Below are 25,653 nucleotides of genomic sequence, written 5' to 3'. Positions count from 1 at the left end.
AAAAGAGAGAGCATCAAGGTCTGAAAAAATTGCCGCGGATTATGATGATGAATCTGGATTAATACTACCTTTATCCGTGTTTATCCCTGCACTAACAATTTTTTCTCCACACACCTTAAAGGACAAAGATTCTACCCAATCTGATCTGTAAACAATCCAGATTTTTATTGAGTTCGTTCCACTTGATAACAAATCATGTGATTCACTTATACAAGACTTACCCTAAATATTCACCCTGTGCTTTCAAAATACTTTGTCAAAAAGACTTACATGCCTTATATCACCAAACCTCAAATGTCAGTCTTTTATGGTACAACAGGATAGGCTCACAATTATAAATTGTGCTGCAAATTATAGATACACTCAGCGTAAAAGAAAAACATTAAAAAATAAGAGAAGATTTATTATAAAACTTTTTTACTGTTGTAGATTGCTTTAAAGCAAGCTTTGCTGTTTTTTCTACATCCGAAACTAAAGTGATATTCCTCCAATACCTTAACTTCTTGAAGAGTTTATAAATGCACAACGTTAGTGCTTATATAAGGCTATGATTTCAATATGAAAAAAAACAGATGAAAAGTAAAATGACATTCCTCTTTCTTTTAACCGCCTAAATAGAAAAATACGGCATATAACTCTGATAAACATTTTTACAAAAAATATCTTTTGACCTGCATTTTAATACTTTGATTTATAATCATAATTTATTACTTTACATCTTAAATAAAAGATAAGATGTAATTTGCTTATTGTAAATTTTCTCTATATTTATGATGAATTAATCAAAAGCACTTGTTGTACGTCATAAGAGATATTGGTGTATGCATAAAAACTCTTAAGATAAGCAATAAAAATACCTCTACATTTTCAAGTGAAAAGATTGTCGGCAACATGAGAAGCTGGAAAATAGAATGATAATGCCGGCTTATATCTTTAATAAATACTTATACCTTTATTAACAATGGTAGTATGGATTTTATACCATTCATAAGAGGTACTTTATATCATTTCACAAGCAATCTTATGAAATAGGCTCAAGCCACATTGAGAAATGTTTCTTTAAAACAAGCACATGAATTTGCAACACAATAGTGTTATATTTTGGAGTGTTCTGTTTGGGGGGCTATTCATTATAAGAAAAGTGATCTCATTCAAAAACACAATAAACAAAAATCGAATATTTCAGATATATTTCTTCACGCCTCAAAAAATCTTCTTCTTTTATAGGATTTCTAGTCTATGTATCCTTCCTCAGATTTAGAAATGAGAGACAAAAGACAAAGAATTTATTTTTTAAATTCAATCTTTAATAATCTCTTTCATAAAAGAGACCAATGCTAGAATTTTGTTCATTTCCTATGGCACCTTTAGCTTTGAGATGACGCGAAATATCTAAATTAATTGTTCCTTTCGTCGTTCCATCGGACCCTGCTTCAAAGCCCAAATAAATATTATTGTGTATGTAGCGTCCAATACGTAAGCCTGTATTACCCTTCTCATTAACGATAACATCAAGATCATCAAGCCCAATTTTAGTTCGTAAAGTATTCAACAAAGATGTATTAGAAGCACCTGCAAGATCAGCCGCTGCTGCTGCAAGTTGAGCAATCTGAAATGGTGATAATTCATTAAGAGAGCGATTAAAAATCAAACGCGCCAAAATCTCATCCTGAGGCAAATTCGGTTGTGAAGAAAAATTAATATCAAGATTATCAATCGTCCCACTTACCGTTACAGTGACGCGAATATCACCACTGTTATTGTTGGTTACAAAATAAACCGTAGGATTAAGATTACCGCTAAAACTCGCTTGCCCTTGATCAAAATTAAGACGTTGCGAAAGAATATCAAAACGTCCACGAATCATTCTAAATTCACCAACTGGATGCACATCATTCAATGGGCCTGCTAGATTAATGCGTCCTCCAAGTTCAGCATCTAAGCCTTTTCCGCGTACAAAAAATTGATTGCGTGCTGTAATACTCATATTTGATAACACGACAGATGAAGATTCTTGTGTAACTATACGGCTTTTGCTTTTGTTCGTTTTCTTAACATCAGCACGTTCAAGTGTTGTTTGAATCGATTTAGTTAAATTCTTATTTCTAATATCAAGAAACTTAGCACTTTTAAAATGATCAGGAACAAAAACTTCAGCTTTTTCAACGATGATATCACCACCAACAACAAGATCATTTAAAAAATGACCTTTCATTGTCATCTCACCTGACAATGTTGCCAGAATCATAGAACCATCATTATAATTGGCATTATCAAGATGAAATATCAAATCTGTCTCTAGACCATTAGAGATACGACCTGAAGCAGAAATTCTCCCCCCCTCAAACGAAGAAGCTGAAGCTTTCTCTATAAGGATATGATCACCATTTAATTTGCCTTCAAGCGTTATATTATTCAATCCTACATTTGTTTGTGAATCAAAAAAGCTACCGTCGCCTATAGAAATATTTCCTATCAATTGTGGCTTTGATAACGTTCCATTAAGAACTGTATCAATTCTTGCTGTACCCGTTATATGTGCACCACGCTTAGCTAATAAGAGATTAACAAAATCAAGAGGCATTATCCCTTTAACGTTTAATTTTGCCTCTGAACGATTAAGAGATACAGGCCCATGGACGGAAAGATCTAATCCTTTATCTCCAGTAGCTATCATATTTTCAATATGAAATGTCGATTTTTTATAAGAACCACGAGCATTTATATTGATTGACATTGGTCCTTTATGCGTCATAGCGGTTAAATTTTCACTAGAAAGCTCAAAATGAGCAGATGGATCCTTCATTATTCCACCAATATCAATTTTGCCTATCAGTGTCCCATCAAGCGCTTGTCCTGCAATAAAACCATTCGCCAAACGTGCAGATAAATTTTGCAAATTAATATGAAGATCAAGCGTATTTTTCTCTAGAGATACATGCCCCTGAGCTTCTGCTTGTACTCCTTCTCCTGTTAAATTTGCATTTAAAGTAAGATTTTGATCTACAGTGTTTCCCGTAGCAGAAAGAGAAAAAGGCATAATTTTTTTATCTTGAAAAGCAACGGTTGTCAGTCCCTCACCTTTTATATCGTACGTTATATCAGGTTTTTTTAAATGACCACGAATCATAACATGCCCTGTTACACTCCCTGCTGCTCCAAGATCGGCTTTCCACAGATTGACTAAAGTAGCAGGAAGCGCATTCATTGTAAGTTGCAAATTCAGGGTATCTTGAATATTCCCTGCTAAGATGATGTTGCCTCCATTTATTGCAATTCCTAATTCATTGATTGTCATTCCATCTTTATCAAAAGCAATTATGGATGGTTTCAGCAATGTTGCATGAAAAATGTGTTGTTTTAGATCCACAGTTTCAATTTGCACTTCTCGTTTTATACTGTCTGGAAGTTCCTCAACCATTAAACGACCAGAAAGCTGTGCATTGAGAGTATCATGCAACATCGCTTGGACAGTAAAAACCGTTTGTCCATTATTTCTATCGGCGTGAGCATTTAAACGATTGACCATTATCAAAGGTGTTTGAATATGTTCTGCATTGATAACTCCTTCAAACTGTGTCATGCCAAAAGGATCGAATATGTCAGCATCTATTGCCAATTTTTTTATTTTATTCTTGGAAAAATTCAAATGGCTAACATGCGCCTTCACATTGGTTTTTTGTCTGCCATTTTGTTCATCAAAAATAAAATCTCCTTTTACTTTTCCACTACCATCCTGCAAAAATAACGCTGAAAGTACAGAAATATCATCGGCATCAATATGCAACGCTCCTTTCAACCCCCCCCCAAGTTGTTGAGAAAGAGCACCCGTTATTTTTGCACTTCCCCCTCTAATATCGATATTTTCAAGTTTTCGAATTTTATGAGAATCTTTAAAAGAGGCCGATAAATGCAAAGGTTTCTTAGCAAAAATCCCTTCACCTTTTACCACCCCCGTTAAAGCAGTAACTGGTGCTGTATTATCTATAAGTGCATCTATGTTAAATGTTGTGTTTTGAAGTTTCTTCCCTACGATTAATGCTTCAGCAATATGAGCACGTGTATTTAGTTTTATATGGCTATTGCGCCCTCTCGCCGTACTTTCAATCGTAAGCGCACCGCTTATCTTTGGATCTAATTTGGACAAATCAGATATTTCAGCAGATAGATCCATTTTAGCGCTTTCATCTGAAAAATAACCATTAGCCTTTATGTTTGTATATTGATTTTTCAAATTAAAATGACGAAAAATGAAACCCTTCGTATTTCGAGTAGCACCACCTGAAAGAGTGATGTTTCCTTTGAATAAACGATCAAAAGACTGCACGCCTATTTTCATATCGTCAGCCATTCCTGATAATTGGAGATCAAAAATGCCACTCAATAAATTGATCGTTCCTTTGGCTTTAATATCTGCACTACCAGAAAGTGATTGTTTACTGAACACTTCCAAAGGAGTTAATGTTTGAGCTTTTAAACCGAGATCGCCTTTAAAAACAAAACCCTCCATTGTCCCTTTTAACCAAGAAGAAAAACCCTGAGCCGTAACACTCAGATCATGAATCAAAATTGGTTTATCCGAAACAATATCCGTATCTAAATGCACATGAACCGCTTGGCTTAAATTTTCTACTAACGCTCCCTTAATTTTTTTAACCCCTTGAAGCGTTCCTTTAACCTGAACACCAACATGACGAGAAGCTGCATTATCAAGATTTTCGCTTACTCCTCCCATATCAAAAATTGCATCGCGAATATAAATATTTTTATTGCTTAAATGACCTACAACCAACCGCCCATTCCAAGATTGTTGCCCTTCGCGACCATAGTCAATGTTCAAAGCAAGAGTATTCGCAGGTTTTGATACTTCCGATACAGGTAAATGAATAGACTCCTGTTCGTTATCAAGAGCCATTTTACCATCAACAAAAAGCCGCCGCAAAAATCCATCAGCGGTTATTTCAGCATTGGCTATAACATTCATTGCTTTGCTCTGAATAACCATCTGATCAAGGTGTGTCACACCTTCTTTTGTTCTTCTTGTCTTTGCTTTTAATGTTATATCAGATTCGAAGAGACTACGATATTGAGAAGGTATTAAAGGGCTCAGTGTTCCCTCTAGTTTCGTAGAAAAACTGTGTCCTTCTGGAACACTTGCAAGAATAACATTACCATCTAAAATAGAATGATGATCGGACTCTAAAGAAAGTTTGATAACCAAATCATCAAAAGTACCATCACCTTTCACGACGAGATTTAATGCTGGACGTTGTTCAATGTTAAAAATATTCGCCAAAATACCATTTTGTGGTTCGTTAGCAGAAATATCAATTTGAGCTGTACGATTACTATCAGATATCTTGGTGACAACAGAAAAAGAACCTGGTGCATCTAAACGATGCGCCGCTATATCGACATCAAAATTACCACTAGCCAAAGTGAGATTACCTTTTAATGACATATCAGCAGAAAAACCAAAAAGATTCTGTTCAAATGTCACATGTTGAGCTATAAGCGTATTGATAGAAAGAGCAAGCGGCAATTTTGGTAAAGAGAACTTGCCCGTCCCAAGGGAAGAAACAAAAGAAGAATTGCCTTGCGGTTTGCGTAAAAATGTAACCTGTTCTGCCGAAAGCTGGTTAATGTCCATCCGCCCTCTCAGCAACGCTAGACGATTCCAATCCATTTTAGCATTGGTAATTTTAAGCCAAACCCCTTTTTTATCACTGACAGTAATAGCATCAATTGATGTTTGAGAAGACAGTGTCCCTTGTATATTATGTAAACGAACTTGACGATTGGGCGTTGAAAGCTTTCGTTCAATTAAAGAAACAAACCATGAGCGATCATCTGTTTTCATTTCGCTAGAGGGAAGAGTATCTCCTCTTTGCGCAAAAACAAAACCACCCACCCCAAAAAACAAAAATACAAAGAAGAAAGCTGATAAATGTACACCTTTTTTCATTAAAATGCTTGCCCTATACCCACATAAAAACCAATGCGAGGATCACCCTTCTCTCTCTTTAAAGGAAAGGCTAAATCAACGCGTAAAGGACCAAGACCCGTCATATAACGACCTCCTATACCGGCTCCCCATTTAATTTTTTGAGAAAAATCAAAATTCGCCTTTTCCCCTACGGCACCTCCATCAAGAAAACCGACAAACCCTATTTTATCATTTAAAGAAACACGCAATTCTGCCGATCCCTCAACAACTGCCCGTCCACCAACAACCGCATCATTTTCTGTTTTGATACCAATATTACGGTAAGCATAACCACGAACAGAGCCCCCACCACCAGCAAAAAAAAGCGTATTCGCGGGGATTTGTGCTGTATCATTCCCAAGAATTGTACCAAGCTTTGCCCGCGTAGCAAAAACAAAACGATTCCCTTCATCCAACGCCCAATAAGAACGACCTTCTGCTGTTACTTTTGCAACAAAGTTGCTAAAACGCATCTCATAAAAAGGCTCAATGAAAACTTCACCATATAAACCTTTTGTTGCATTAAGCTTATTATTACGACTATCGTAAATCAAACCGCTAGGGAAACCTATTGTTGTAAAATTACGGCTCCCAAAATAAATATCACGTGAATAACCATTTGAAACTTCTACAGCAGCCTGTCCCGATAGATTACCATTGAAAATATGTGTAATTCCTAATCTTCCTTTGATGGCCTTTGTCGTATAATTTTCTAGAACATCTTGTTGTATTTTTAATTCTGATCTGAGATCTGTATCTGGCGTGAGTACACCAGGCTTTATAAACGTACCACCGAAAAGATAATCAAAATTTTTAAAATTATACGATTGCTTTTTATTGCTACCAACACCACTTATTTTTGTTTCAATTTTAAGAACCTCTGCATGACCAAAAAGATTGTTATGCATCCAATAAGCTTCAAAACCAGCACCATCTAATGTTGAATAGCTACCGCCTACACCAAAACGACGCGGTTTACGTTCTTGTACAACAAGTGAAAGCGGTAAACTGCCATCTAGATTAATGGTATCAGCCTCACGTATATTGATAGCACGAAAAACACCAAGGCGCGCAAGACGTTCATTTGCCTTCGCTAACGCATCGGAATCGTATTTCTGACCTTGCTTCAATCCGGTCATCCATGCGATATAAGCTGAATCTACACGTGGTTTATTACTTATATTACGCACACTTAAAGGACCATAATGAGCCTTTTGTCCAAGATCAACAACAATCCGTCCTTCAACACGCAACGCAGCATGATCAGCCACGACCTCACTTTTCATAATTTTAGCTTTGGCATAACCTTGTTGACGCCATCCTTCTATCGCCCATTTTTCTGCTTTCAAAATGGTTTCAGATTTAGCAATAGCCCCAACTTTATAGCCCAATTCTTCAATTGTGGGCATTTTATGCGCTTTACGTTTTTCAAACGGAGCTACTTTATCAATATCTGCAATACTAAAAACATATTGTGGACCGGCATTAATTGTAATAACAATATTGGATTGTGCTGGAAGTTGAGTTACCGGACTTAAATCAGCGACTTCTAAGCCATTAATTTTAATACTAATAACACCACCGTAGCGTCCATCAGCATAAAGAGCAGAAAGAATTGCTCGATAATCTGAACGCGCCTTGGCTAGCAAACCAGAAGAACTGGCGGACGCTTTCTCTTTATCAGCAACAAGAGAAGAAACAGATTTAACTATTTTTATACCTTCTAATGGCGCGCCTGGCGGAGCAACAACATCAACTTTATAAAATCTCTCTGTACTTTTGGCATAATTTGAAGGAGAATTTGTTTTCTTTTGACCAAAAAAAGGTATGCCGAAAAAATCAAATGCAGCAAGTGGCTGTGGAAAAGCAAAAGCGAAACACAAGCCTATAAATACACAGCGCACAGTCCCTGATTTTAACAAAATTCTTGCCTGGTATACCATAAAATCAGATACCTTATAATACACTTTGCATCTACTACACTTTAAATAATATAAAAATGGGAAAGGTAAATATAATTACTTTGCACATTTTACACGTTTTATCACATCAAATAACATTCTGCGATACATAACGTCACCCTCCCCTTATATTTTCATAAAATTCTGCACTGTTGCATAACACGAACAGCCTCATTCTTTTTCCTTAACATATTTATTTAGCTTATTATAAACGTTTTATTGCGTTCCATACTATCATGGTTAAATTTGTACAAATGACTTTCCATGAGAACGCTAAAAAACTGCCTACGTATATAGATCTCTCTATAAAAAAAACCATAGAGATGCTTCTTGATTTTTATGCATAGATATGATTGTCTCTACAAAGTCTAAAGGGGGAAATAAACAAATGATCGCACGTGTTACAACTGTCGCTTTTCGCGGTCTAGAAGCAGTCCCTGTGGATGTACAGGTTATGATTTCATCTGGTAAAATAGGAATGGCTATTGTTGGATTAGCTGATAAAGCAGTTGCAGAAAGCCGTGAACGTGTACAAGCAGCCCTCCACGCTTGTGGACTTTCTATGCCTACTAAACGGATTACGATTAATCTTGCACCAGCTGATTTGCCTAAAGAGGGCTCGCATTATGATTTGCCAATCGCCGTAGGCTTAATGCTTGCTATGGGAATCCTCCCTCCCGAAGTAGCACAAGACTATATCATTTTAGGAGAATTATCACTGGATGGTTCACTTACCGCTGTTAATGGTGTTTTACCAGCTGCCATGACAGCTTTATCACTCGATAAAGGACTGATTTGTCCTTTCCAATGTGGACCTGAAGCTGCTTGGGCAAATGCAGAAATAAATATTCTTGCCCCAGAGACTCTGCTCACTATAGTCAACCATTTCAAAGGAACCCAAATTCAAAAACGTCCACAACCGCGCCAATATACTATCGAAACTGAACTTCCAGATCTTTGCGAAATCAAAGGACAGAAAACAGCCAAACGTGCCTTAGAAGTTTGTGCTGCTGGACGCCATAACCTCTTGTTTGTAGGACCTCCTGGTGCTGGGAAATCTATGTTAGCGCAACGCTTACCTTCCATTTTGCCACCTCTTGATAGCCGTGAGCTTTTAGATGTCTCTCTGATTGCTTCTATTACAGGAGAAGCGGTTCATAATACCATTTCACTTCATTGCCCCTTTCGTTCCCCACATCATTCTGCTTCCATGGCCGCAATGATTGGTGGGGGACTTAAAGGACGACCGGGAGAGGTCTCCCTTGCCCATAATGGTGTGTTATTTCTTGATGAATTGCCTGAATTTTCTCCGCAGGTTCTTGATTCTCTTCGTCAACCCTTAGAAAGTGGGGAATCGGTTATCGCCCGCGCTAATCACCATATTAGCTATCCTGCTCGCTTCCAACTCATTGCCGCAATGAATCCTTGCCGTTGTGGTATGGCAGGCGAAAAAGACCATGTTTGCGCTAAAGGAATACGCTGCCAAATCGATTATCAGTCCCGTATTTCTGGTCCTCTGCTTGACCGAATTGATTTACGGATTGATGTCCCTGCTTTGACAGCTATGGACCTTATGCAACCAGAACAATCAGAAAAAAGCTGCGATGTTGCCAAACGCGTCGCACGATGCCGTACCATTCAAGCTAAACGTTTTGCAACAATGGGGTTTGATCATATTCGCACCAATGGCGATTGCCCTGCCAAAATTATAGAACAGATTGCCATTCCTGATAAAAGTGCGACCACACTCTTACGAGATGTGAGTGAAAAAATGCACCTCTCTGCACGCGCTTATCATCGCATTCTCAAAGTTGCACGCACAATTGCTGATCTTGACGAATCAGATAATCTTTCACGCTATCATCTCGCAGAAGCTATTTCCTATCGACTAGGCACAGAAAGATTAACAGCTCTTAATTAAAAAACTATTCATCAATAAAAACTTATTGGAAAATACCGCAAATAAAGTTCTGTAAGTTTACCATCCTCTTCTAGAGATTTCAGCGCATAATTGAGTATATCAACCAATTTTTCATTCTTTTTTCCAACAGCAAGCTGCATTCCTTGTCCCAATAACTGTGGCGCCATATATGCCCCCCCAACAAAATGACAGCAATCAACAGATTTTTGTTTTTTGAACCATAACGATAAAGCAAATCCATCATCAAAAATAAGGTCAATTTTACGCTCCTGTAATGCTTTATAGAGCTCTTCTCTCTTTTTAAATTCTTGCCATTTTGCTTTAGGAAAATAATGATGAAAGAGCTTTTCGTGAATACTTTTAGACAAAACACCACTGGTTAAATGCACCAATTGATCGCTTATTGGCTCATCGAGATCTAAAAGTCGAGAAGCAACAAATCGCGCTGGAAAGCGCAAATATGACTTTGTAAAAACAAGATCTTGCTGGGTTTTACTTGTTTCTTTTAAACCCGCAATAATGACTTCTGCACCACCATTTTTAACATATTCTACAAGCTCTTTCCAAGGAATTACTTCTACTTCACAAAGCTTCTCTAATTTTAATTTTGAGCAAATAGCGCGCAATAAATCGATATTATAACCTGCAAGATGCCCCGTTTGATCAAGGAAATTAAAAGGAGGAAAATCAAAAGTTGTTACAAAACGCAAACGAAGAATATCCGTCGTATCAGGTTGTACCAAATGTTCATGCGAATCAAAAAAAGAAGGCAACCTTTCAGCTTCTCCGTAAGAGGAAAATAGAACCCCCCCTGCTACAAATAAAATACGAATAAAAATATTGTATGGATTATTGAATAAAAAGTACCATAAACGCAATTGAAGATGTTTTATATATATAGATTTTTTTATTTTCAAAATCTCTCCCCCATTTTTAAAGCTAAGATGCAACCCTTCTCAATTATTATCTAACGCACTTCACCAAAATATCTGGCGTTTAATAAATAAAATTCTTGCTATTTATAAAAAGTAATTTGAGAGAAAGGCGATTTGATTTTTTAAATATAAGAAATAAGCTGTACATACTTTAGTGGCACACTCCATTTTATCAAAACCATTTTCTTGCGTATCACAACCAGAGGGAGTATATAGACACTATTAAAGAAAAGAGTAAAAATACCCTTCAAATGCCGAGGGTTTTCTCAACATTAAGGTTGCATCAACATTTAAGAACCGGAAAATAAAATGATGATGCTGGTTTGTGCCTTATTGTCAATATGGGCAAAATGAGGGACATGAATCTTGTAGTATTCACAGGGTATTTTGCGTTATACTATTCAAACATCGTTTTAAAATGAGTTTAGGAACATTGAGAGATGTTTCTTAAAAAAGCGCGTGAATAACAGTGCAATGGGCTTTGTTTTAAATAAGGGACGTAACCTCCATTACAGAAATGAGAAAAACAAAAGCGTAAGACAATGCGTCATCACCCCCATTCTTTAAAAACATCGCCGTAAACGTTTTTAAAAGTTGTAAAACTGAATAAAAGAACGATAGTGGAAACGTGCTTTTACATTTACGCCTTTATATTTTCCACATTTTAAAGATAACATAAACTAATATACACAGTCTAATATACCCAATATTTTCGCCTCAATCTAATATACAAAAATTTGAGCTGCTTAGAGAGCTCGTAACCTTTGTTTTAAATATACGGCAGCATTAGAATTGAAAATTGATTTATGGATAAAACAAGTAAGACCTTTGTTAGTTTAACACAAAAATGTATAACTAATTTTGAAACATCACGCATATGCAAAAATAAACAAAATAAATAGCATCATTATTGTAAAGCTTAATTGACCTCATCCCCACTCTCAAAGGAAAAGGATTCCTATTAGCGTTGACGTCTAGACAATCCTGCTTCTCTCGACTAATTCCTCGGGGCTATCCACTCATGCGCTTCATTTAACTAAAGATTATACAAATAAACCCTGCTCCGAATATTCACCACGCACTTTAAAAATACTTAATGTATCAAGGTAGTGCTTACTTTCCTTATATCACCGCCCTAAATGACGGAGTTTTACGACATAACAGTACAATCTCATTTCATCATTCTCTTCATTATATATCGACAGATATTGAATCTAGTTCTGATATACGGTAAATGTTTAATGTGGTTATTCCATAAATAACTGATCAGAACATTAAGCTTTAAAAAAGCAGATAGAATATTGTAAATTGAACACAGGAATGGACTAACTTATGAGTGATGAAATAACCTCAGCGGCACAAAGTGATGATTATGGCGCTTCTTCTATCAAAGTCCTCAAAGGTCTTGATGCTGTACGCAAACGTCCTGGTATGTATATTGGTGATACTGATGATGGATCAGGTTTACACCATATGGTCTATGAAGTTGTAGACAATGCTATCGATGAAGCTTTAGCTGGTCATGCTACTCTTGTAAACGTCACACTCCATGCTGATGGTTCTTGTTCTGTTCGTGATAATGGACGTGGGATTCCAACAGATATCCACCCAACAGAGGGTGTTTCTGCAGCTGAAGTTATTATGACACAGCTTCATGCCGGCGGAAAGTTTGATCAAAATTCTTATAAAGTTTCAGGTGGATTACACGGTGTTGGCGTCTCAGTTGTGAATGCATTATCCGTTTGGCTTAAATTGCAAATCAGACGGAATGGTAAAATTCATGAAATATCATTTACCCACGGAGTGGCTGATGCTCCATTAAAAATTATTGGCGATTGCGATAAAGAAAGTGGAACAGAAATCAGATTTTTACCAAGTTCTGAAACTTTTACTATGGTTGAGTTTGATTTTGAAACTTTGGAGCGCCGTTTACGGGAATTGGCCTTTCTAAATTCTGGGGTTTATATTCTCCTTGTTGACGAGCGTCATGCTGATACTAAATCAGTTGAATTACATTATGAAGGTGGATTAACGGAGTTTGTCAAATATATTGATCAATCAAAAAAAGCCCTGCTTGATAATCCTATTTACATTGCAAGTGAAAAGGATGGTATGAGCGTTGATGTTGCCCTATGGTGGAATGATTCTTATCATGAGAAAGTCTTGTGTTTTACCAATAATATTCCTCAGCGTGACGGTGGAACTCATTTGATAGGTTTTAGAAGTGCCCTTACGCGTCAAATTAATGGCTATGCTGAATCTTCAGGTATTGCTAAAAAAGAAAAAGTGAACTTAACCGGTGATGACTGCCGTGAAGGATTAACAGCTATTCTTTCTGTCAAAGTTCCTGATCCAAAATTTTCTTCACAAACAAAGGATAAGTTAGTCTCTTCTGAAGTGCGCCCTATTGTTGAAAGTTTGGTCAATGAAGGTCTTTCAGTGTGGCTGGAAGAACATCCTCATGAAGCAAAACTTCTTATTAGTAAAGTGGTAGAAGCTGCAACAGCACGTGAAGCAGCACGTAAAGCACGTGAGCTCACAAGACGAAAAGGGGCGCTTGATATCACTTCTCTGCCAGGAAAGCTTGCCGATTGCCAAGAACGTGATCCTGCAAAATCAGAAATCTTTATTGTCGAGGGGGATTCGGCTGGCGGTTCAGCAAAAAGTGGGCGCTCACGTCAAAATCAAGCAATTTTACCCCTTCGTGGTAAAATCCTCAATGTTGAACGAGCACGTTTCGACCGCATGCTTTCATCTGATATGATTGGAACACTTATTACAGCTCTTGGAACGTCTATCGGTAAAGATGAATTTTCACCGGATAAGTTACGTTATCATAAGATTATTATCATGACAGATGCGGACGTTGATGGAGCCCATATTCGAACTTTGCTGCTCACTTTCTTTTTTAGACAAATGCCCGAGTTGATTGAACGTGGACATCTTTATATTGCTCAGCCTCCTCTTTATAAAGTATCGCGTGGAAAATCTTCCCAATATATTAAAAATGAAGCAGCATTTGAAGAATTCTTGATCGATACTGGATTAGAAGAAACAACGCTTGAGCTTTCAACGGGAGAAGTTCGTGCAGGGGCTGATTTGTATCAACTCGCTAAAGATGCTCGTATATTACGTCAACTTTTAGATGGTCTTCATACCCGTTATGATCGTAATATTGTTGAACAAGCAGCAATTGTTGGCGCTTTTAATCTTGAAGTCTTTGCAACACAAGAAAAAGCGCAAAAAATAGCAGATACTATAGCACACCGCCTTAATCTGATTGCTGATGATATGGAACAAGGTTGGAGTGGACAATATACAGCAGATGGAAACTTATGTTTTGAGCGTATTTTGCGTGGTGTTAAAGATGTTGTTACGCTTGATGTGGGACTTATAAATTCAACTGACGCACGCCAAATTGATCGCATTTCTCAAAATTTTATCGACATATATCATCCTCCTGTTCTTTTACGTCGCAAAGATAAAACAGAGCGTATTTTTGGTCCTATGAGCCTTTTAGAAAGCATTTTTACAAATGGTAAAAAAGGTGTTACTCTTCAACGTTATAAAGGCCTTGGGGAAATGAATGCTGAACAGCTTTGGGAAACAACGCTTGATCCTAATGCACGTTCTCTTTTGCAAGTAAAAATTAATGATGCAACCGATGCAGATTCACTCTTTTCTCGTCTCATGGGTGATGAAGTTGAACCTAGACGTATTTTTATTCAAGACAATGCCTTAAGCGTTGCCAATCTTGATATCTAAAGGTACTCTTCTGTTTTTAGCTGTGTAAATGTCGCAGTTTTATACGTTGTTTTTTCGTATTTGAACATTCCCTCTTTATTTCATTTACGATAAAAGAAAAATAAGGAAGGTCATACACATGGCAGTTGAAACAGAACGTGTAGGAGCCAAGGGTGGCATGGAGCACTCTTTTGGTTTTACAAGAGTAGATGAAACACAAAAACAATCCATGGTGGATGGTGTGTTTCATTCTGTTGCTGAAAATTATGACAAGATGAATGATATCTTATCCTTAGGGCTACACCGTGTGTGGAAAAATTCCATGATTTCTTGGCTTTCCCCACCAGCACTTTCTCATTGGAAAGTTCTTGATGTCGCTGGTGGTACAGGTGATATTGCTTTTCGTATTCTTAATGCTTCACGCCAAAAAGCCCATGCTACAGTGCTTGATATTAATGGCTCAATGCTCAACGTTGGCAAAAAACGCGCACAAAAAAATGGTCTTGCTCCTCTGATTGATTTTGTTGAAGCCAATGCAGAAAATCTACCTTTTGAAGATCAAAGCTTTGACGCTTACACTATTGCTTTTGGAATTCGCAATGTTCCTCATATTGATCAAGCTCTTAGAGAAGCTTTTCGTGTTTTAAAGCTCGGTGGACGTTTTTTATGTTTAGAATTTTCAAATGTCGAGATGCCTTGGCTCGATAAAATTTATGATCTTTGGTCTTTCCATGCTATCCCTAAGCTGGGTCAATTTATTGCAAATGATGGTGATGCTTATCGTTATTTGGTTGAATCTATCCGCAAATTTCCTAAGCAAGATGATTTTGCCCATATGATCAAGCATGCGGGATTTTCGCGGGTATCGTACCGTAATCTCACCGGTGCGATTGCAGCACTGCATTCAGGTTGGAAAATTTAAAAATGGTGCAAATTTCCCCTTACTTTCAATTGATGCGTGCAGGATGGGTTTTAACACGTGAAGGTGTTTTAAGTGCTCTTCCTCATGATGACCTTCAAGGATTTCCAGCGCTATGTCATCGTATAGCGAGTGCATTAGCACGACGCAAAACAAAAAAAAAACAGCGTTCTGAAAATATTTCGTATGCCATTAATAAGCTTGGACCCTCTTACATAAAACTTGGTCAATTTCTTGCCACAAGACCTGATATTGTTGGGCGTGATATTGCGGAAGATTTGTCACAACTACAAGATCGTGTCCAAACATTTTCTTGCACTGCCGCTGTCGCTCAAATTGAAAGTTCTCTTGGTCGCTCTATCGATGATTTATTCATAAATTTTTATCCCCCCATTGCTGCCGCTTCTATTGCTCAAGTTCACCCAGCTGAATACAGTGATGAAACTGGTCATAAGAAAAAATGTGCTGTAAAAGTTATTCGTCCTAATATCAGAGCGCGTTTTTCTAAAGATCTTAGAGGATTCTATCTCATTGCTCACTTACAAGAGCGCTATATCCCTGCCTCTCGAAGGCTTCGTCCTGTTCGTGTGGTGGATACTTTAGCACAAACAACACGCCTTGAAATGGATTTACGGTTAGAAGCAGCAGCTATATCTGAAATGGCTGAAAATATTCAACATGATACAGGCTTTCGGGTTCCGCGTATTGACTGGGAACGGACAGGACGTAATGTTCTCACAATGGAATGGATTGATGGTATCAGAATATCCGAAATTTCCAAACTCAAAGAAGCAGGATTTGATTTGCAGGCGCTTGCCATTACGCTTATTCAATCTTTTCTTCGTCATACATTGCGTGATGGTTTTTTTCACGCCGATATGCATCCTGGTAATTTATTTGTAGATGCAAAAGGATGTATTGTTGCTGTTGATCTAGGCATTACAGGAAGACTTGGCAAAAAAGAAAAGCATTTCCTTGCTGAAATTCTTTACGGCTTTATTACCCGCGATTACCATCGGGTTGCACGCGCCCATTTTGAAGCAGGTTATGTTCCTTCATACCATAATATTGAAAGCTTTGCGCAAGCCAACCGCGCTATTGGTGAACCAATACACGGACAATCAGCACAAAGCATTTCCATGGCTAAATTGCTCACTTTATTGTTTGAAGTCACTGAATTATTTGACATGCAAACGCGACCTGAACTTTTATTGCTGCAAAAAACGATGGTTGTCGTGGAAGGTGTTGCCCGCACATTAGACCCCACTTTTAATATGTGGAAAGCTTCTGAACCTGTTGTCAAAGAATGGATTAGTAAAAATTTAGGGCCCGTAGGCGTTGCAAAAGACTTTAGTGAAGGAGCGCAAGCTCTCCTTTCGCTGGCACGCAAAACACCACAATTGGTTCAAAATTTCCAACGGATAGAAGAAGATTTAGATCAAATGAGAAAAACAGGTTTTAATCTTTCTCCTGCCACCCTCAAACAACTTGCTGTCGAACAAAGTCGCAGAAACCGTTATGGTCGTTATAGCCTTTTCATCATTGCGCTTTGTTGCGTTTGTCTCACTTTTTACTTTTTTCATCTTTTCTAATTTCCTTAATATGCTAAAAATATCAATAATGAAATCATTGCAATCATTTTATTTCTTGGAGGTATTTTATGGCCAGTATTACTATTCGTAACCTGTCTCCTGAAACCAAAGAAGCTTTGCGCATACGCGCCGCGAAAAATGGTATTTCTATGGAAGAAGAAGTCCGACGCCTTTTAAGCAATCCCACTCCTTACACCACACAACTCTCTCATACTAGTGCTGTTGAAGTGCAATCATTGAAATCAAAATCTCTCCTTCTTATTATTGGAGGAAGTATTGCATCCTATAAAGCACTTGATTTGATGCGCCGTTTACAAGAACGTGGAGCACACTTAAAAGTTGTGATGACAAAAGCAGCACAAAAATTTATTACGCCTTTAGCCGCTGAAGCTTTAAGCGGTAGTACTGTATATACTGATTTATTTTCACGCGAAGAAGAACACGATATTGGACATATCCGATTAGCACGTAATGCTGACCTTATTATTTTAGCCCCTGCTACAGCCAATCGCATTGCAAAAATAGCCAATGGCATAGGAGATGATCTGGCTGATTGCATTCTTTTAGCGGCACGCTGTCCACTCTTAATTGCACCTGCTATGAATCCGTCCATGTGGGCGCATCCGGCCACTATTCGCAATGTTGCACAACTGCGCGCAGATGGCGTTCATATCATTGGACCAGAAATCGGAAATATGGCTGAACGTGACGAGATAGGATATGGGCGCATGAGTGAACCTTTAACGATTGTCGCTACCATAGAGGCTCTTTTGAATGTGCATGAAAAACCTCTCTCTGACCGCCATTTCATCGTTACCTCTGGCCCTACCCATGAACCAATTGATCCGGTGCGTTATCTTGCTAATCGATCTTCAGGAAAACAAGGTCATGCCATCGCAACCGCTCTTGCGCATTTGGGTGCAAAAATAACACTTATTTGTGGACCTGTTAATCTTGCAGACCCACAAGAAGTAAAAACCATTCATGTTGAAACAGCACAACAGATGTTACAAGCCGTTCAAACCGCATTGCCTGCTGATGGTGCCATCTTCGTTGCCGCTGTTTGTGATTGGCGCAGTCAAACGCAGTCTTTACACAAAATTAAAAAGAATGCTCATAAAATACCACCATCCCTTCATATGGTCGAAAATCCTGACATTTTAGCAACGATTGGACACGCTCCAAATCGCCCCTCATTGGTCATTGGTTTTGCTGCTGAAACATGTGATATCATTGCCAATGCGCAAAAAAAATGTGTTGAAAAAGGAGCTGATTTCATTCTTGCTAATGATATTTCTCTTCAACTAGATGGCACAAGTGTCATGGGTGCTGATACAAATCAAGTTTATCTCGTGAGTAAGGAAAAAGTTGAACAATGGCCCCATATGAGTAAACAACACGTAGCGCAAAAATTAGCAAACATGATTGTATCATTTTTTGCCCCCCAAACACCTACTCCTCATGAGGAAAATATACCCCATTTCAAATAATAACCCTTCAAATGCATTCATATTAAAACACCTTATAAAATAGAACTAACAATAGGTGTCTATCTATCTCGATTAGTATACAATATTTTGATTTATAGTGATAATCTAGCGTTGTTCATATTAAATTAGAATCCCGAATATCGTAAGATTCTCTCATTTCAAATCTCTCTCATGTTGAATCAATAAAAACCATTTTCTTGCACGTTGCAAAGAAGGATAGCCGTATGAATACAAAACGTTTAAGAAAGAACTAAAAACGCTTATAATGGACCGTCTCAAGAACAGAGCTGTCGAGCAATACTGAGAGAATGATGGTGCCCGCCGTGCTCTTTTATTAAGTGTAAAGATAGTGGTGCCCTATAAGTTTTATATTATTCACGAGAGCTTTACCCTTATACCATTCACAGGCACTGTTGGGAAATGTTTCTTTAAAAAATTGCCATAGTCTTCATACAAAAGTAGGATCTATTGCACCACTGTCTCCCCAGCTTATAAAAAAACAAGCTATCATTCACTTTGCCTATTATCAATTTTGAGAAAGCTCTTGCACTGAATAAAATTTATAAAAGCATTTTCTTTCTTCAATGTTTTTATCCCGATATTGCTCCTATTTATGATGTGCAAGTAAATGATTTTGATTATTTCATGATGAGAGCAGCTAATGAGAAAATATGACAACTTTATTTGAAGCTCTTATTCACTATGAAAAATAATGTAATAAATCAATGTATTTTAACATCTCAATACAATTTGAAGCATATCTTACACTGATGCTCATAAAGAGTGTAGATAAAATTCATTGCACCACTGTCTATAAGTTTATGAAACTGACGCCTTTATTATTTTCCTCAGTGATCGGTCTTTAAAATTAAATGTGTGTGTCCTCTCTCCAGCATACCAAGACCACAAAGACTAGAATTTGATCCATGATATCCTCACATTGTGATGTTTCATGAGAAGCATTTTTAGTCCTTTATCGAAAGCTTTGTATCCATACATTGGTCTCGCCTATAATGTGCAAGTAAATAATTTTTTGATGTTGAATAAAGGCTTTGAAATTAAAGAATATTTCTATATTTTGGATTCTTATTCAAGTTGAAAATGATCAATTCTCTTCATAAATTAATGGTGTTATTATCTAAAAATTATTTGATACAGTGTACCACTTGTATGAAAAGTGCTTCAATGAATTCTACTTCATTGCACTTATAGCTTTTAAAATTCAAAATCTCATCATTTTTAATCATCAGTGGTGTCTCCCACTCTTTGCTTCTTCTCAAGAAATTACCCTTCCATGGGATATGGACGATCAATCGCCTAAGCTTATTTTCCACTTCTATCATATTAATCATTCTGTTGCCCAAATCAGAATATCTACAAGCTACTACGTTACTCCGATTCCATTGAACTCAATATGTTTTGAATAAAAGCGAGAGGCAAAAGCATGCCGCCAAATAGTATAAAAGTACAGAGCATTAGGAATTGTACAAAACAATTAAGCACGTAGATAAACGAAGTTAGACAACACTACTGAATAAATAGAAGTCAACAACTTTCCTCCCAAATAGTTCTTATTCCTTAATTTTTCACATATATCATATAAACGCAATAACCTGCACTCTGTAGAAAAATATTAAAAATTTCTTCTACAACAGCTGCTTTTTAAATTCTTCTTGATTTTTAAAAATCAAAATTTCTATTTATTCAAATTTTATTTTAAACAAAGAAGCCTTAGCCGTTTTTTATAATGTTCTTGAAAAGAAATCTTGTAATTCAAAAAATAAAAAATTACACTGTGCATTCTTTAAATATATTTCTTGTTTTTTTGCTTCTTTCCTTAGTTTATTAATCTATGATTTTTACTGCTGCCTATCGTGCTTTACAACGTCTTCTGACCTCGCAATATAGTATTATGATACTGAAAGCATTGGGGATTACTTTTTTCATTCTCGCCATTTTATGGTTATGTGTGCACCAACTTTTTGTGTCTTACTTTTGGCCCTGGATTGCTCAGTTTCTTCCTGGACTCCCTAGTTGGGCGGGATGGATTGGTTTTAGCGTGCTTATCATTTTTAATCTTGGTTTGGCTCTTTTGTTGGCTTTTTTGATTGCACCAATCGCAGCTATGATTGGTGGTTTTTTCATTGACTCTGTTGCTGAAATCATTGAAAAAGAGGATTACCCAAACGAGCCTATTGGACAAGCTTTGCCGTTTCAGCGTTCTCTTATCATTTCCTTTAAATTTGTTATTTTAAGCCTTCTTGGTAATGGAATTGCTTTTATTTTATTCTTCATACCAGGTATTAATTTAATCGCTTTTTATGTTATTAATGGTTATTTGCTTGGTCATGAATATTTCTTGTTTGCTGCTTATCGTTTTCGAACAGAGCAAGATGCACGTGCTTTTTTACATACTCATTATACAACGGTTTTTGGTGCAGGATTATTGATAGCGCTTTTTGTTTCGATTCCAATTCTTAATTTATCAACACCGCTTTTTGCAGCCGCCTTTATGACATATTTACACAAAATGCTTTCCCAAAAGACCATGGCACGCATTACACAAAAATAATGTTACTTGACTTTAAGGCTAATAAAACTTGCCAGCCAAAGAAAGCATAATATTAAAATCTTATGCTTTATCTTTTATTAAAGCAATATATTGATTTATAAAGATAATTTATCGTTTCATAACATGAGTGAAAAACCTAAATATCATGAGGCTTTCTCATTTTAATCCTATCCATATTGGATCAATTGAAATCGTTTGTTAATATGTCATAAACGAAGGTGGTGTGTGGATAAAAGTACTTTCAAAAAGGCGTAAAATATCTTTTATGAATCCTCTCAATACAAACATTATCGTCACATTAAAACTGGAAAAGAGTATGATGGTATCGATTTGTACCTTCTATTTCAGTAAAAATGAAGAGCATAATGTATTTTATACCATTCATGGAGAGTGTACACTCTTCTGAGCACCGTCATAAGAGAGTTTTGGGGATTATTGAAAAATATCTGTGTAAAACAAGCACATGAATGAGTAATATGATAGCATTTTTGAGGGTATTCTATTTTAATTGTGAAAAGCGCGCGCTTTAAAAAAACCTTTTGAAAAAAATCTTGCTCTGATGTTAGCGTTTCGCTAATATGGTGTTATCATATACATTATCTTAAATGGATTATTTTAGCCTTGTTAACGCCTTATATTATAAGGTTTCTTTTCTTCAAAACTGTTGATACGAATGATTAATTGGATATTCATTTTTATTGAAAAATAAGGGGGTTGTTAACCATCGCAAGGAGTGAATTTTAATACCAAAGTAAAAAAATAAAAACATGTAAGTTCTTAAACTTATGAGAAATTTGTTATAGGGAATACTCTTCATAGATATGATTGTTATGATATTGGAAAATTAAAAAATTAAAAAACAAGCTATACGTACACTGATAAAAGTATTAAATAGGCTTCTTTGTTACACCGGTAAAGCAAATGTGACTGCTTAGGTTCATATTCTTTCAAATTATGCGAAAGATGTGTAATATTTAAAGGAAGGTTATAAAGATGAACTGGATTACAAATTATGTTCGTCCTAAAATTAATTCTATATTGGGGCGCCGTGAAATTCCAGAAAATCTATGGATTAAAGATCCTACCAGTGGTGAAATGATCTTCCATAAAGATCTGGAAGCTAATCAATTTGTCGCTCCCAATTCTGGCCATCATATGCGTATCAGCGCTAAAAATCGTCTCATGCATTTTTTTGATGATGGTGTTTATACAGCTCTTGAAAATCCAAAGGTTGTAACAGATCCTTTAAAATTTCGTGACGAAAAACGTTATATTGACCGGTTAAAAGATTATCGTTCTAAACTTGGTGTTGATGATAATATTTTAAGTGCACGTGGTACGATTGAAGGCTTACCAATTATTGCAACTGTTCAAGATTTCGCCTTTATGGGTGGATCACTCGGTATGGCTTCAGGAGAAGCTATTATTAAAGCTTTTGACACTGCCATTGCCGAAAGGCGCCCGTTAGTTCTTTTTTCTGCTTCTGGTGGCGCACGCATGCAAGAAGGAACGCTCTCGTTGATGCAAATGCCTCGTACAACTGTAGCGATTGAAATGTTGAAAGAAGCAAAACTTCCCTATATTGTTGTGCTGACTAATCCAACCACCGGTGGTGTTACTGCTTCTTACGCCATGCTTGGTGATATTCACATTGCCGAACCTGGCGCTATGATTGGTTTTGCTGGTCCACGTGTGATTCAACAAACTATACGTGAAACCCTACCAGAAGGCTTTCAAAGTAGTGAATATCTGCTCGAACATGGTATGATTGATATGGTTGTATCGCGTTTAGAAATGAAAACAACAATTGCGCGTCTTTTACGCTTGATGATGAAACGCCCTGCTGTTTTTAACCCTTCCGATCCATCCCCAACAGACTTTCAAACATCGCTTTCTAGGACAAAAGCAGCTTAAGTTTATGCAACAAAGCCAAATACAAAGGGTGGTGGATGATTTACTAAAAAATTATCCGAAAAAATTTGATCTTTCTTTAGAGCGTATTATTCACCTTTTAGAGCGTCTTGGTAATCCGCATTTAAAACTTGCCCCTATTATTCACATCGCTGGAACAAATGGCAAAGGATCTGCCTCAGCAATTTGCCGTGCTCTTTTAGAAAGTGCAGGATACTGCGTTCATGTCTATAGCTCACCTCATCTCGTCAACTGGAATGAACGCTGCCGGTTAGGTCAAAAAGGAGGTGGTCAACTTGTTACAGAAAACCAATTGGCTGAGATAATCCGTGAAATTATAAAAGTAAATCGTCAAGAGCCGATTACTATTTTTGAAATTTTTACAGCCGCTGCCTTTATGCTGTTTAGTATACATCCAGCTGATGTTGTCATTTTAGAAGTTGGTTTGGGAGGACGTTTTGATGCTACCAATGTCATTAACAAACCAGCTGTATCGCTTATTATGCCCATTGATTATGATCATGAAACCTTTCTTGGAAATACAATTGCTCAAATCGCTTTTCAAAAAGGAGGGATTATCAAACCAAATGTTCCAGTAGTCATCGGGAAGCAAAATTATGAAGAAACTCTTGCTACTTTAATACCCCTTGCCGATAAAAATAAAGCACCTTATTCTCTATTTGATCAAGATTATCAAAGTTATAAAGAACATGGACGTATGGTTTTTCAAAACAATCAAGGTCTCATGGATCTTTCACTTCCTAACCTTATTGGAGACCACCAAGTTGCCAATGCTGGCGCATCTCTTGAAGCAGTTTGTCAAGCGGGTTTTCAACTTTCAGAACAAACCATAAATGACGCTTTGAAAAATATCTATTGGCCCGCACGGATGCAACATCTTATCCAAGGACATTTGGTTGATCAACTGTCTCCTAATATTGATTTATGGTTAGACGGTGGTCACAATCCTGCTGCTGGAAAAGTTATTGCGGCAGAACTTACACAATGGAGAAAAAAAACAGATCGTCCCATTATTATGATTGCTGGTATGCTCAATACCAAAGATGCTGTTGGTTATTTTCGTTTCTTAGCGAACCTTGTCGATAAAATATATACGATACCGCTGATTAACAATAATGCCGGTATCTCTCCAATAAAATTAGCTGAATCAGCGCAAAAAGCAGGAATCTTTGCTACTCCACAGGCGCATCTACAAGATGCTTTGCATAAGATTAGAGCCGAATATAAAGAGGCAATTGTCCTTATTAGTGGTTCCCTTTATCTTGCGGGCGATATTTTGCGTGACAATAAAACACCTCCGTGCTAAAAATCGATTATTTTAAAAGCGTTGAAAGATAGACTTTTTAATCATGCAACTTGATTGTGCACTTTATCAACATCCTAAACTTGTTACTGTTTTTGGCGGATCTGGTTTTGTAGGACGACATGTCGTTGAAACTTTGACTAAGCGGGGATATCGCGTTCGTATCGCTGTTCGTTGTCCACAAAAAGCTTATTACATGCTCCAAATAGGAGAAGTAGGACAAACCCAAATGCTTAAAACGGATATCAAGCATCGTGCTTCTGTTGCACGCGCGTTGCTTGGAGCTGATGCGGCAGTGTTTTTACCTGGTAGCTTAAAACAAGCAAATCAATCGAATTTTAAAAACACACAAATTGATGGTGCTTACAATGTTGCTGAATTAACAGCACAAGCTGCTATTCCACTCATCTATATGTCAGCACTTGTGGCTAACGAGAATGCTTCATGTCTTTATGCACGTGTTAAGTTTATGGGTGAACAAATCGTTCATAACAAGCATCCTCAAGCAATTATTATCCGTCCATCCGTTATCTTTGGACCAGAGGATTGTTTCTTTAACACCTTAGCAGATTTGTCACGTTTTTTACCAATTATGCCTCTTTTTGGGGGTGGGCAAAACAAATTGCAACCCGTGTATGTTGGTGACGTTGCTGAGTTTATCGCGCGCACTTTAGATGGACAGGTTGCTTGGGGAAAAAATTATGATCTTGGTGGTCCCCAGATTATCACCTTTCAAAATACTCTTGAAAATATACTCAAAATTATTCACCGTAAAAAAACAATCCTATCCATGCCCCTTTCTGCTGGTCTATTGATTGGAGGAATTTTGGGAACTATCGGTAAATTGCCTTTTGTACCAACACTCGTAACAGCCAATCAGATACGTTTTTTGCAAATGGATAACATTGTTTCTAAAGAGGCTATAGAGAATGGATATACTCTAGAAGGTGTGGGAATTACCCCCAGAGCAATGGCTGCATTCTTGCCAAGTTATCTTTGGCGATTTCGTCCACATGGTCAATTTTCGCAAAACTTATTCGTCTAGAATAAATTTTTTCAAAACTGAGTTAATTATTTGATTTATAATTTATAGCTCGTTGTTAGCGATTCTGAAATCAGAATGCTCAATAGAGTAATGTTTTTGCGTTTTAAATGCTCTATTCAGTATCACAAAAAATGTTTAATCGTATACCTATAGTATTTTGATAAAAATCGTTGAAAACAAGAGAAAAGCACTTCTTATAAACTGTCTTTATCCAAGAGCAGATGCAACATTGGAATCCTAAAGAACCGATTCT

12 protein-coding genes are annotated in these 25,653 nt (G+C 37.1%); 9 read left to right on the top strand and 3 right to left on the bottom strand.

From position 1 onward, the window contains the following. Window positions 1-1,306: 1,306 nt before the first annotated feature. The gene (locus tag ACFIJK_RS02160) at window positions 1,307-5,965 is read right to left on the bottom strand and encodes a translocation/assembly module TamB domain-containing protein (RefSeq protein WP_375626177.1); all 4,659 of its coding nucleotides are present in this window, start codon (window positions 5,963-5,965) and stop codon (window positions 1,307-1,309) included. After that, window positions 5,965-7,929: an autotransporter assembly complex family protein gene (locus ACFIJK_RS02155; RefSeq protein WP_273722402.1), complete on the bottom strand. Its 1,965-nt coding sequence runs from the start codon at window positions 7,927-7,929 to the stop codon at window positions 5,965-5,967. Before ACFIJK_RS02155 ends, ACFIJK_RS02160 begins: the two co-directional genes overlap by 1 nt. Before the next feature lie 406 nt (window positions 7,930-8,335). On the opposite strand from ACFIJK_RS02155, the gene ACFIJK_RS02150 reads away from it, so the two are divergent. Beyond that, the gene (locus ACFIJK_RS02150) at window positions 8,336-9,868 is read left to right on the top strand and encodes a YifB family Mg chelatase-like AAA ATPase (protein ID WP_273722401.1); all 1,533 of its coding nucleotides are present in this window, start codon (window positions 8,336-8,338) and stop codon (window positions 9,866-9,868) included. A gap of 11 nt (window positions 9,869-9,879) precedes the next feature. On the opposite strand, the gene ACFIJK_RS02145 is transcribed toward ACFIJK_RS02150, so the two are convergent. Continuing rightward, the gene (locus tag ACFIJK_RS02145) at window positions 9,880-10,785 is read right to left on the bottom strand and encodes a transporter substrate-binding domain-containing protein (protein WP_375626174.1); all 906 of its coding nucleotides are present in this window, start codon (window positions 10,783-10,785) and stop codon (window positions 9,880-9,882) included. Between the two features lie 1,350 nt (window positions 10,786-12,135). Here ACFIJK_RS02145 and gyrB point away from each other — a divergent pair. The 8 genes from gyrB to ACFIJK_RS02105 all read left to right on the top strand — a co-directional run bounded on the left by gyrB (window position 12,136) and on the right by ACFIJK_RS02105 (window position 25,400). Next, window positions 12,136-14,568, top strand: coding sequence for a DNA topoisomerase (ATP-hydrolyzing) subunit B (gyrB, locus tag ACFIJK_RS02140; protein ID WP_375626172.1), 2,433 nt, complete (start codon window positions 12,136-12,138; stop codon window positions 14,566-14,568). A gap of 118 nt (window positions 14,569-14,686) precedes the next feature. Continuing rightward, window positions 14,687-15,469 (top strand): bifunctional demethylmenaquinone methyltransferase/2-methoxy-6-polyprenyl-1,4-benzoquinol methylase UbiE, encoded by a 783-nt coding sequence (ubiE, locus tag ACFIJK_RS02135; RefSeq protein WP_375626170.1) that lies wholly within the window; start codon window positions 14,687-14,689, stop codon window positions 15,467-15,469. 2 nt (window positions 15,470-15,471) lie between these two features. After that, window positions 15,472-17,058, top strand: a complete 1,587-nt coding sequence (gene ubiB, locus ACFIJK_RS02130; protein WP_375625488.1) for a 2-polyprenylphenol 6-hydroxylase — start codon at window positions 15,472-15,474, stop codon at window positions 17,056-17,058. Window positions 17,059-17,126: 68 nt separating this feature from the next. Then, complete coding sequence (coaBC, locus tag ACFIJK_RS02125; RefSeq protein WP_375626168.1) at window positions 17,127-18,548, top strand: bifunctional phosphopantothenoylcysteine decarboxylase/phosphopantothenate--cysteine ligase CoaBC; 1,422 nt, start codon at window positions 17,127-17,129, stop codon at window positions 18,546-18,548. A gap of 1,852 nt (window positions 18,549-20,400) precedes the next feature. Next, window positions 20,401-21,120 carry a sulfate transporter family protein gene (locus ACFIJK_RS02120; RefSeq protein ID WP_375625490.1) on the top strand — a complete coding sequence of 240 codons (720 nt, stop codon included), beginning with the start codon at window positions 20,401-20,403 and terminating at the stop codon, window positions 21,118-21,120. A 993-nt stretch (window positions 21,121-22,113) separates the two neighbouring features. Next, on the top strand, window positions 22,114-23,034 hold the full coding sequence (accD, locus tag ACFIJK_RS02115) for an acetyl-CoA carboxylase, carboxyltransferase subunit beta (protein ID WP_375625491.1): 921 nt from the start codon (window positions 22,114-22,116) through the stop codon (window positions 23,032-23,034). 4 nt (window positions 23,035-23,038) lie between these two features. Then, window positions 23,039-24,358, top strand: a complete 1,320-nt coding sequence (locus ACFIJK_RS02110) for a bifunctional folylpolyglutamate synthase/dihydrofolate synthase (RefSeq protein WP_375626165.1) — start codon at window positions 23,039-23,041, stop codon at window positions 24,356-24,358. A 43-nt stretch (window positions 24,359-24,401) separates the two neighbouring features. Continuing rightward, window positions 24,402-25,400, top strand: coding sequence for a complex I NDUFA9 subunit family protein (locus ACFIJK_RS02105; RefSeq protein WP_375626163.1), 999 nt, complete (start codon window positions 24,402-24,404; stop codon window positions 25,398-25,400). Window positions 25,401-25,653: the final 253 nt, after the last annotated feature.

The organism is Bartonella sp. PS17NMGDW (assembly GCF_042193555.1).
In the GTDB taxonomy this organism is placed as follows: domain Bacteria; phylum Pseudomonadota; class Alphaproteobacteria; order Rhizobiales; family Rhizobiaceae; genus Bartonella; species Bartonella grahamii.
This window is presented reverse-complemented; position numbering and strand designations above follow the sequence as displayed.

Bases quoted from the DNA above. Each gene is read 5' to 3' on its own strand.
- ACFIJK_RS02110 (WP_375626165.1), top strand. From the start codon at position 23,039: ATGCAACAAAGCCAAATACAAAGGGTGGTGGATGATTTACTAAAAAAT.
- ACFIJK_RS02155 (WP_273722402.1), bottom strand. From the start codon at position 7,929: ATGGTATACCAGGCAAGAATTTTGTTAAAATCAGGGACTGTGCGCTGT.
- ubiE (WP_375626170.1), top strand. From the start codon at position 14,687: ATGGCAGTTGAAACAGAACGTGTAGGAGCCAAGGGTGGCATGGAGCAC.
- ACFIJK_RS02120 (WP_375625490.1), top strand. From the start codon at position 20,401: ATGATTTTTACTGCTGCCTATCGTGCTTTACAACGTCTTCTGACCTCG.
- ACFIJK_RS02160 (WP_375626177.1), bottom strand. From the start codon at position 5,965: ATGAAAAAAGGTGTACATTTATCAGCTTTCTTCTTTGTATTTTTGTTT.
- gyrB (WP_375626172.1), top strand. From the start codon at position 12,136: ATGAGTGATGAAATAACCTCAGCGGCACAAAGTGATGATTATGGCGCT.
- coaBC (WP_375626168.1), top strand. From the start codon at position 17,127: ATGGCCAGTATTACTATTCGTAACCTGTCTCCTGAAACCAAAGAAGCT.
- accD (WP_375625491.1), top strand. From the start codon at position 22,114: ATGAACTGGATTACAAATTATGTTCGTCCTAAAATTAATTCTATATTG.
- ACFIJK_RS02105 (WP_375626163.1), top strand. From the start codon at position 24,402: ATGCAACTTGATTGTGCACTTTATCAACATCCTAAACTTGTTACTGTT.
- ubiB (WP_375625488.1), top strand. From the start codon at position 15,472: ATGGTGCAAATTTCCCCTTACTTTCAATTGATGCGTGCAGGATGGGTT.
- ACFIJK_RS02150 (WP_273722401.1), top strand. From the start codon at position 8,336: ATGATCGCACGTGTTACAACTGTCGCTTTTCGCGGTCTAGAAGCAGTC.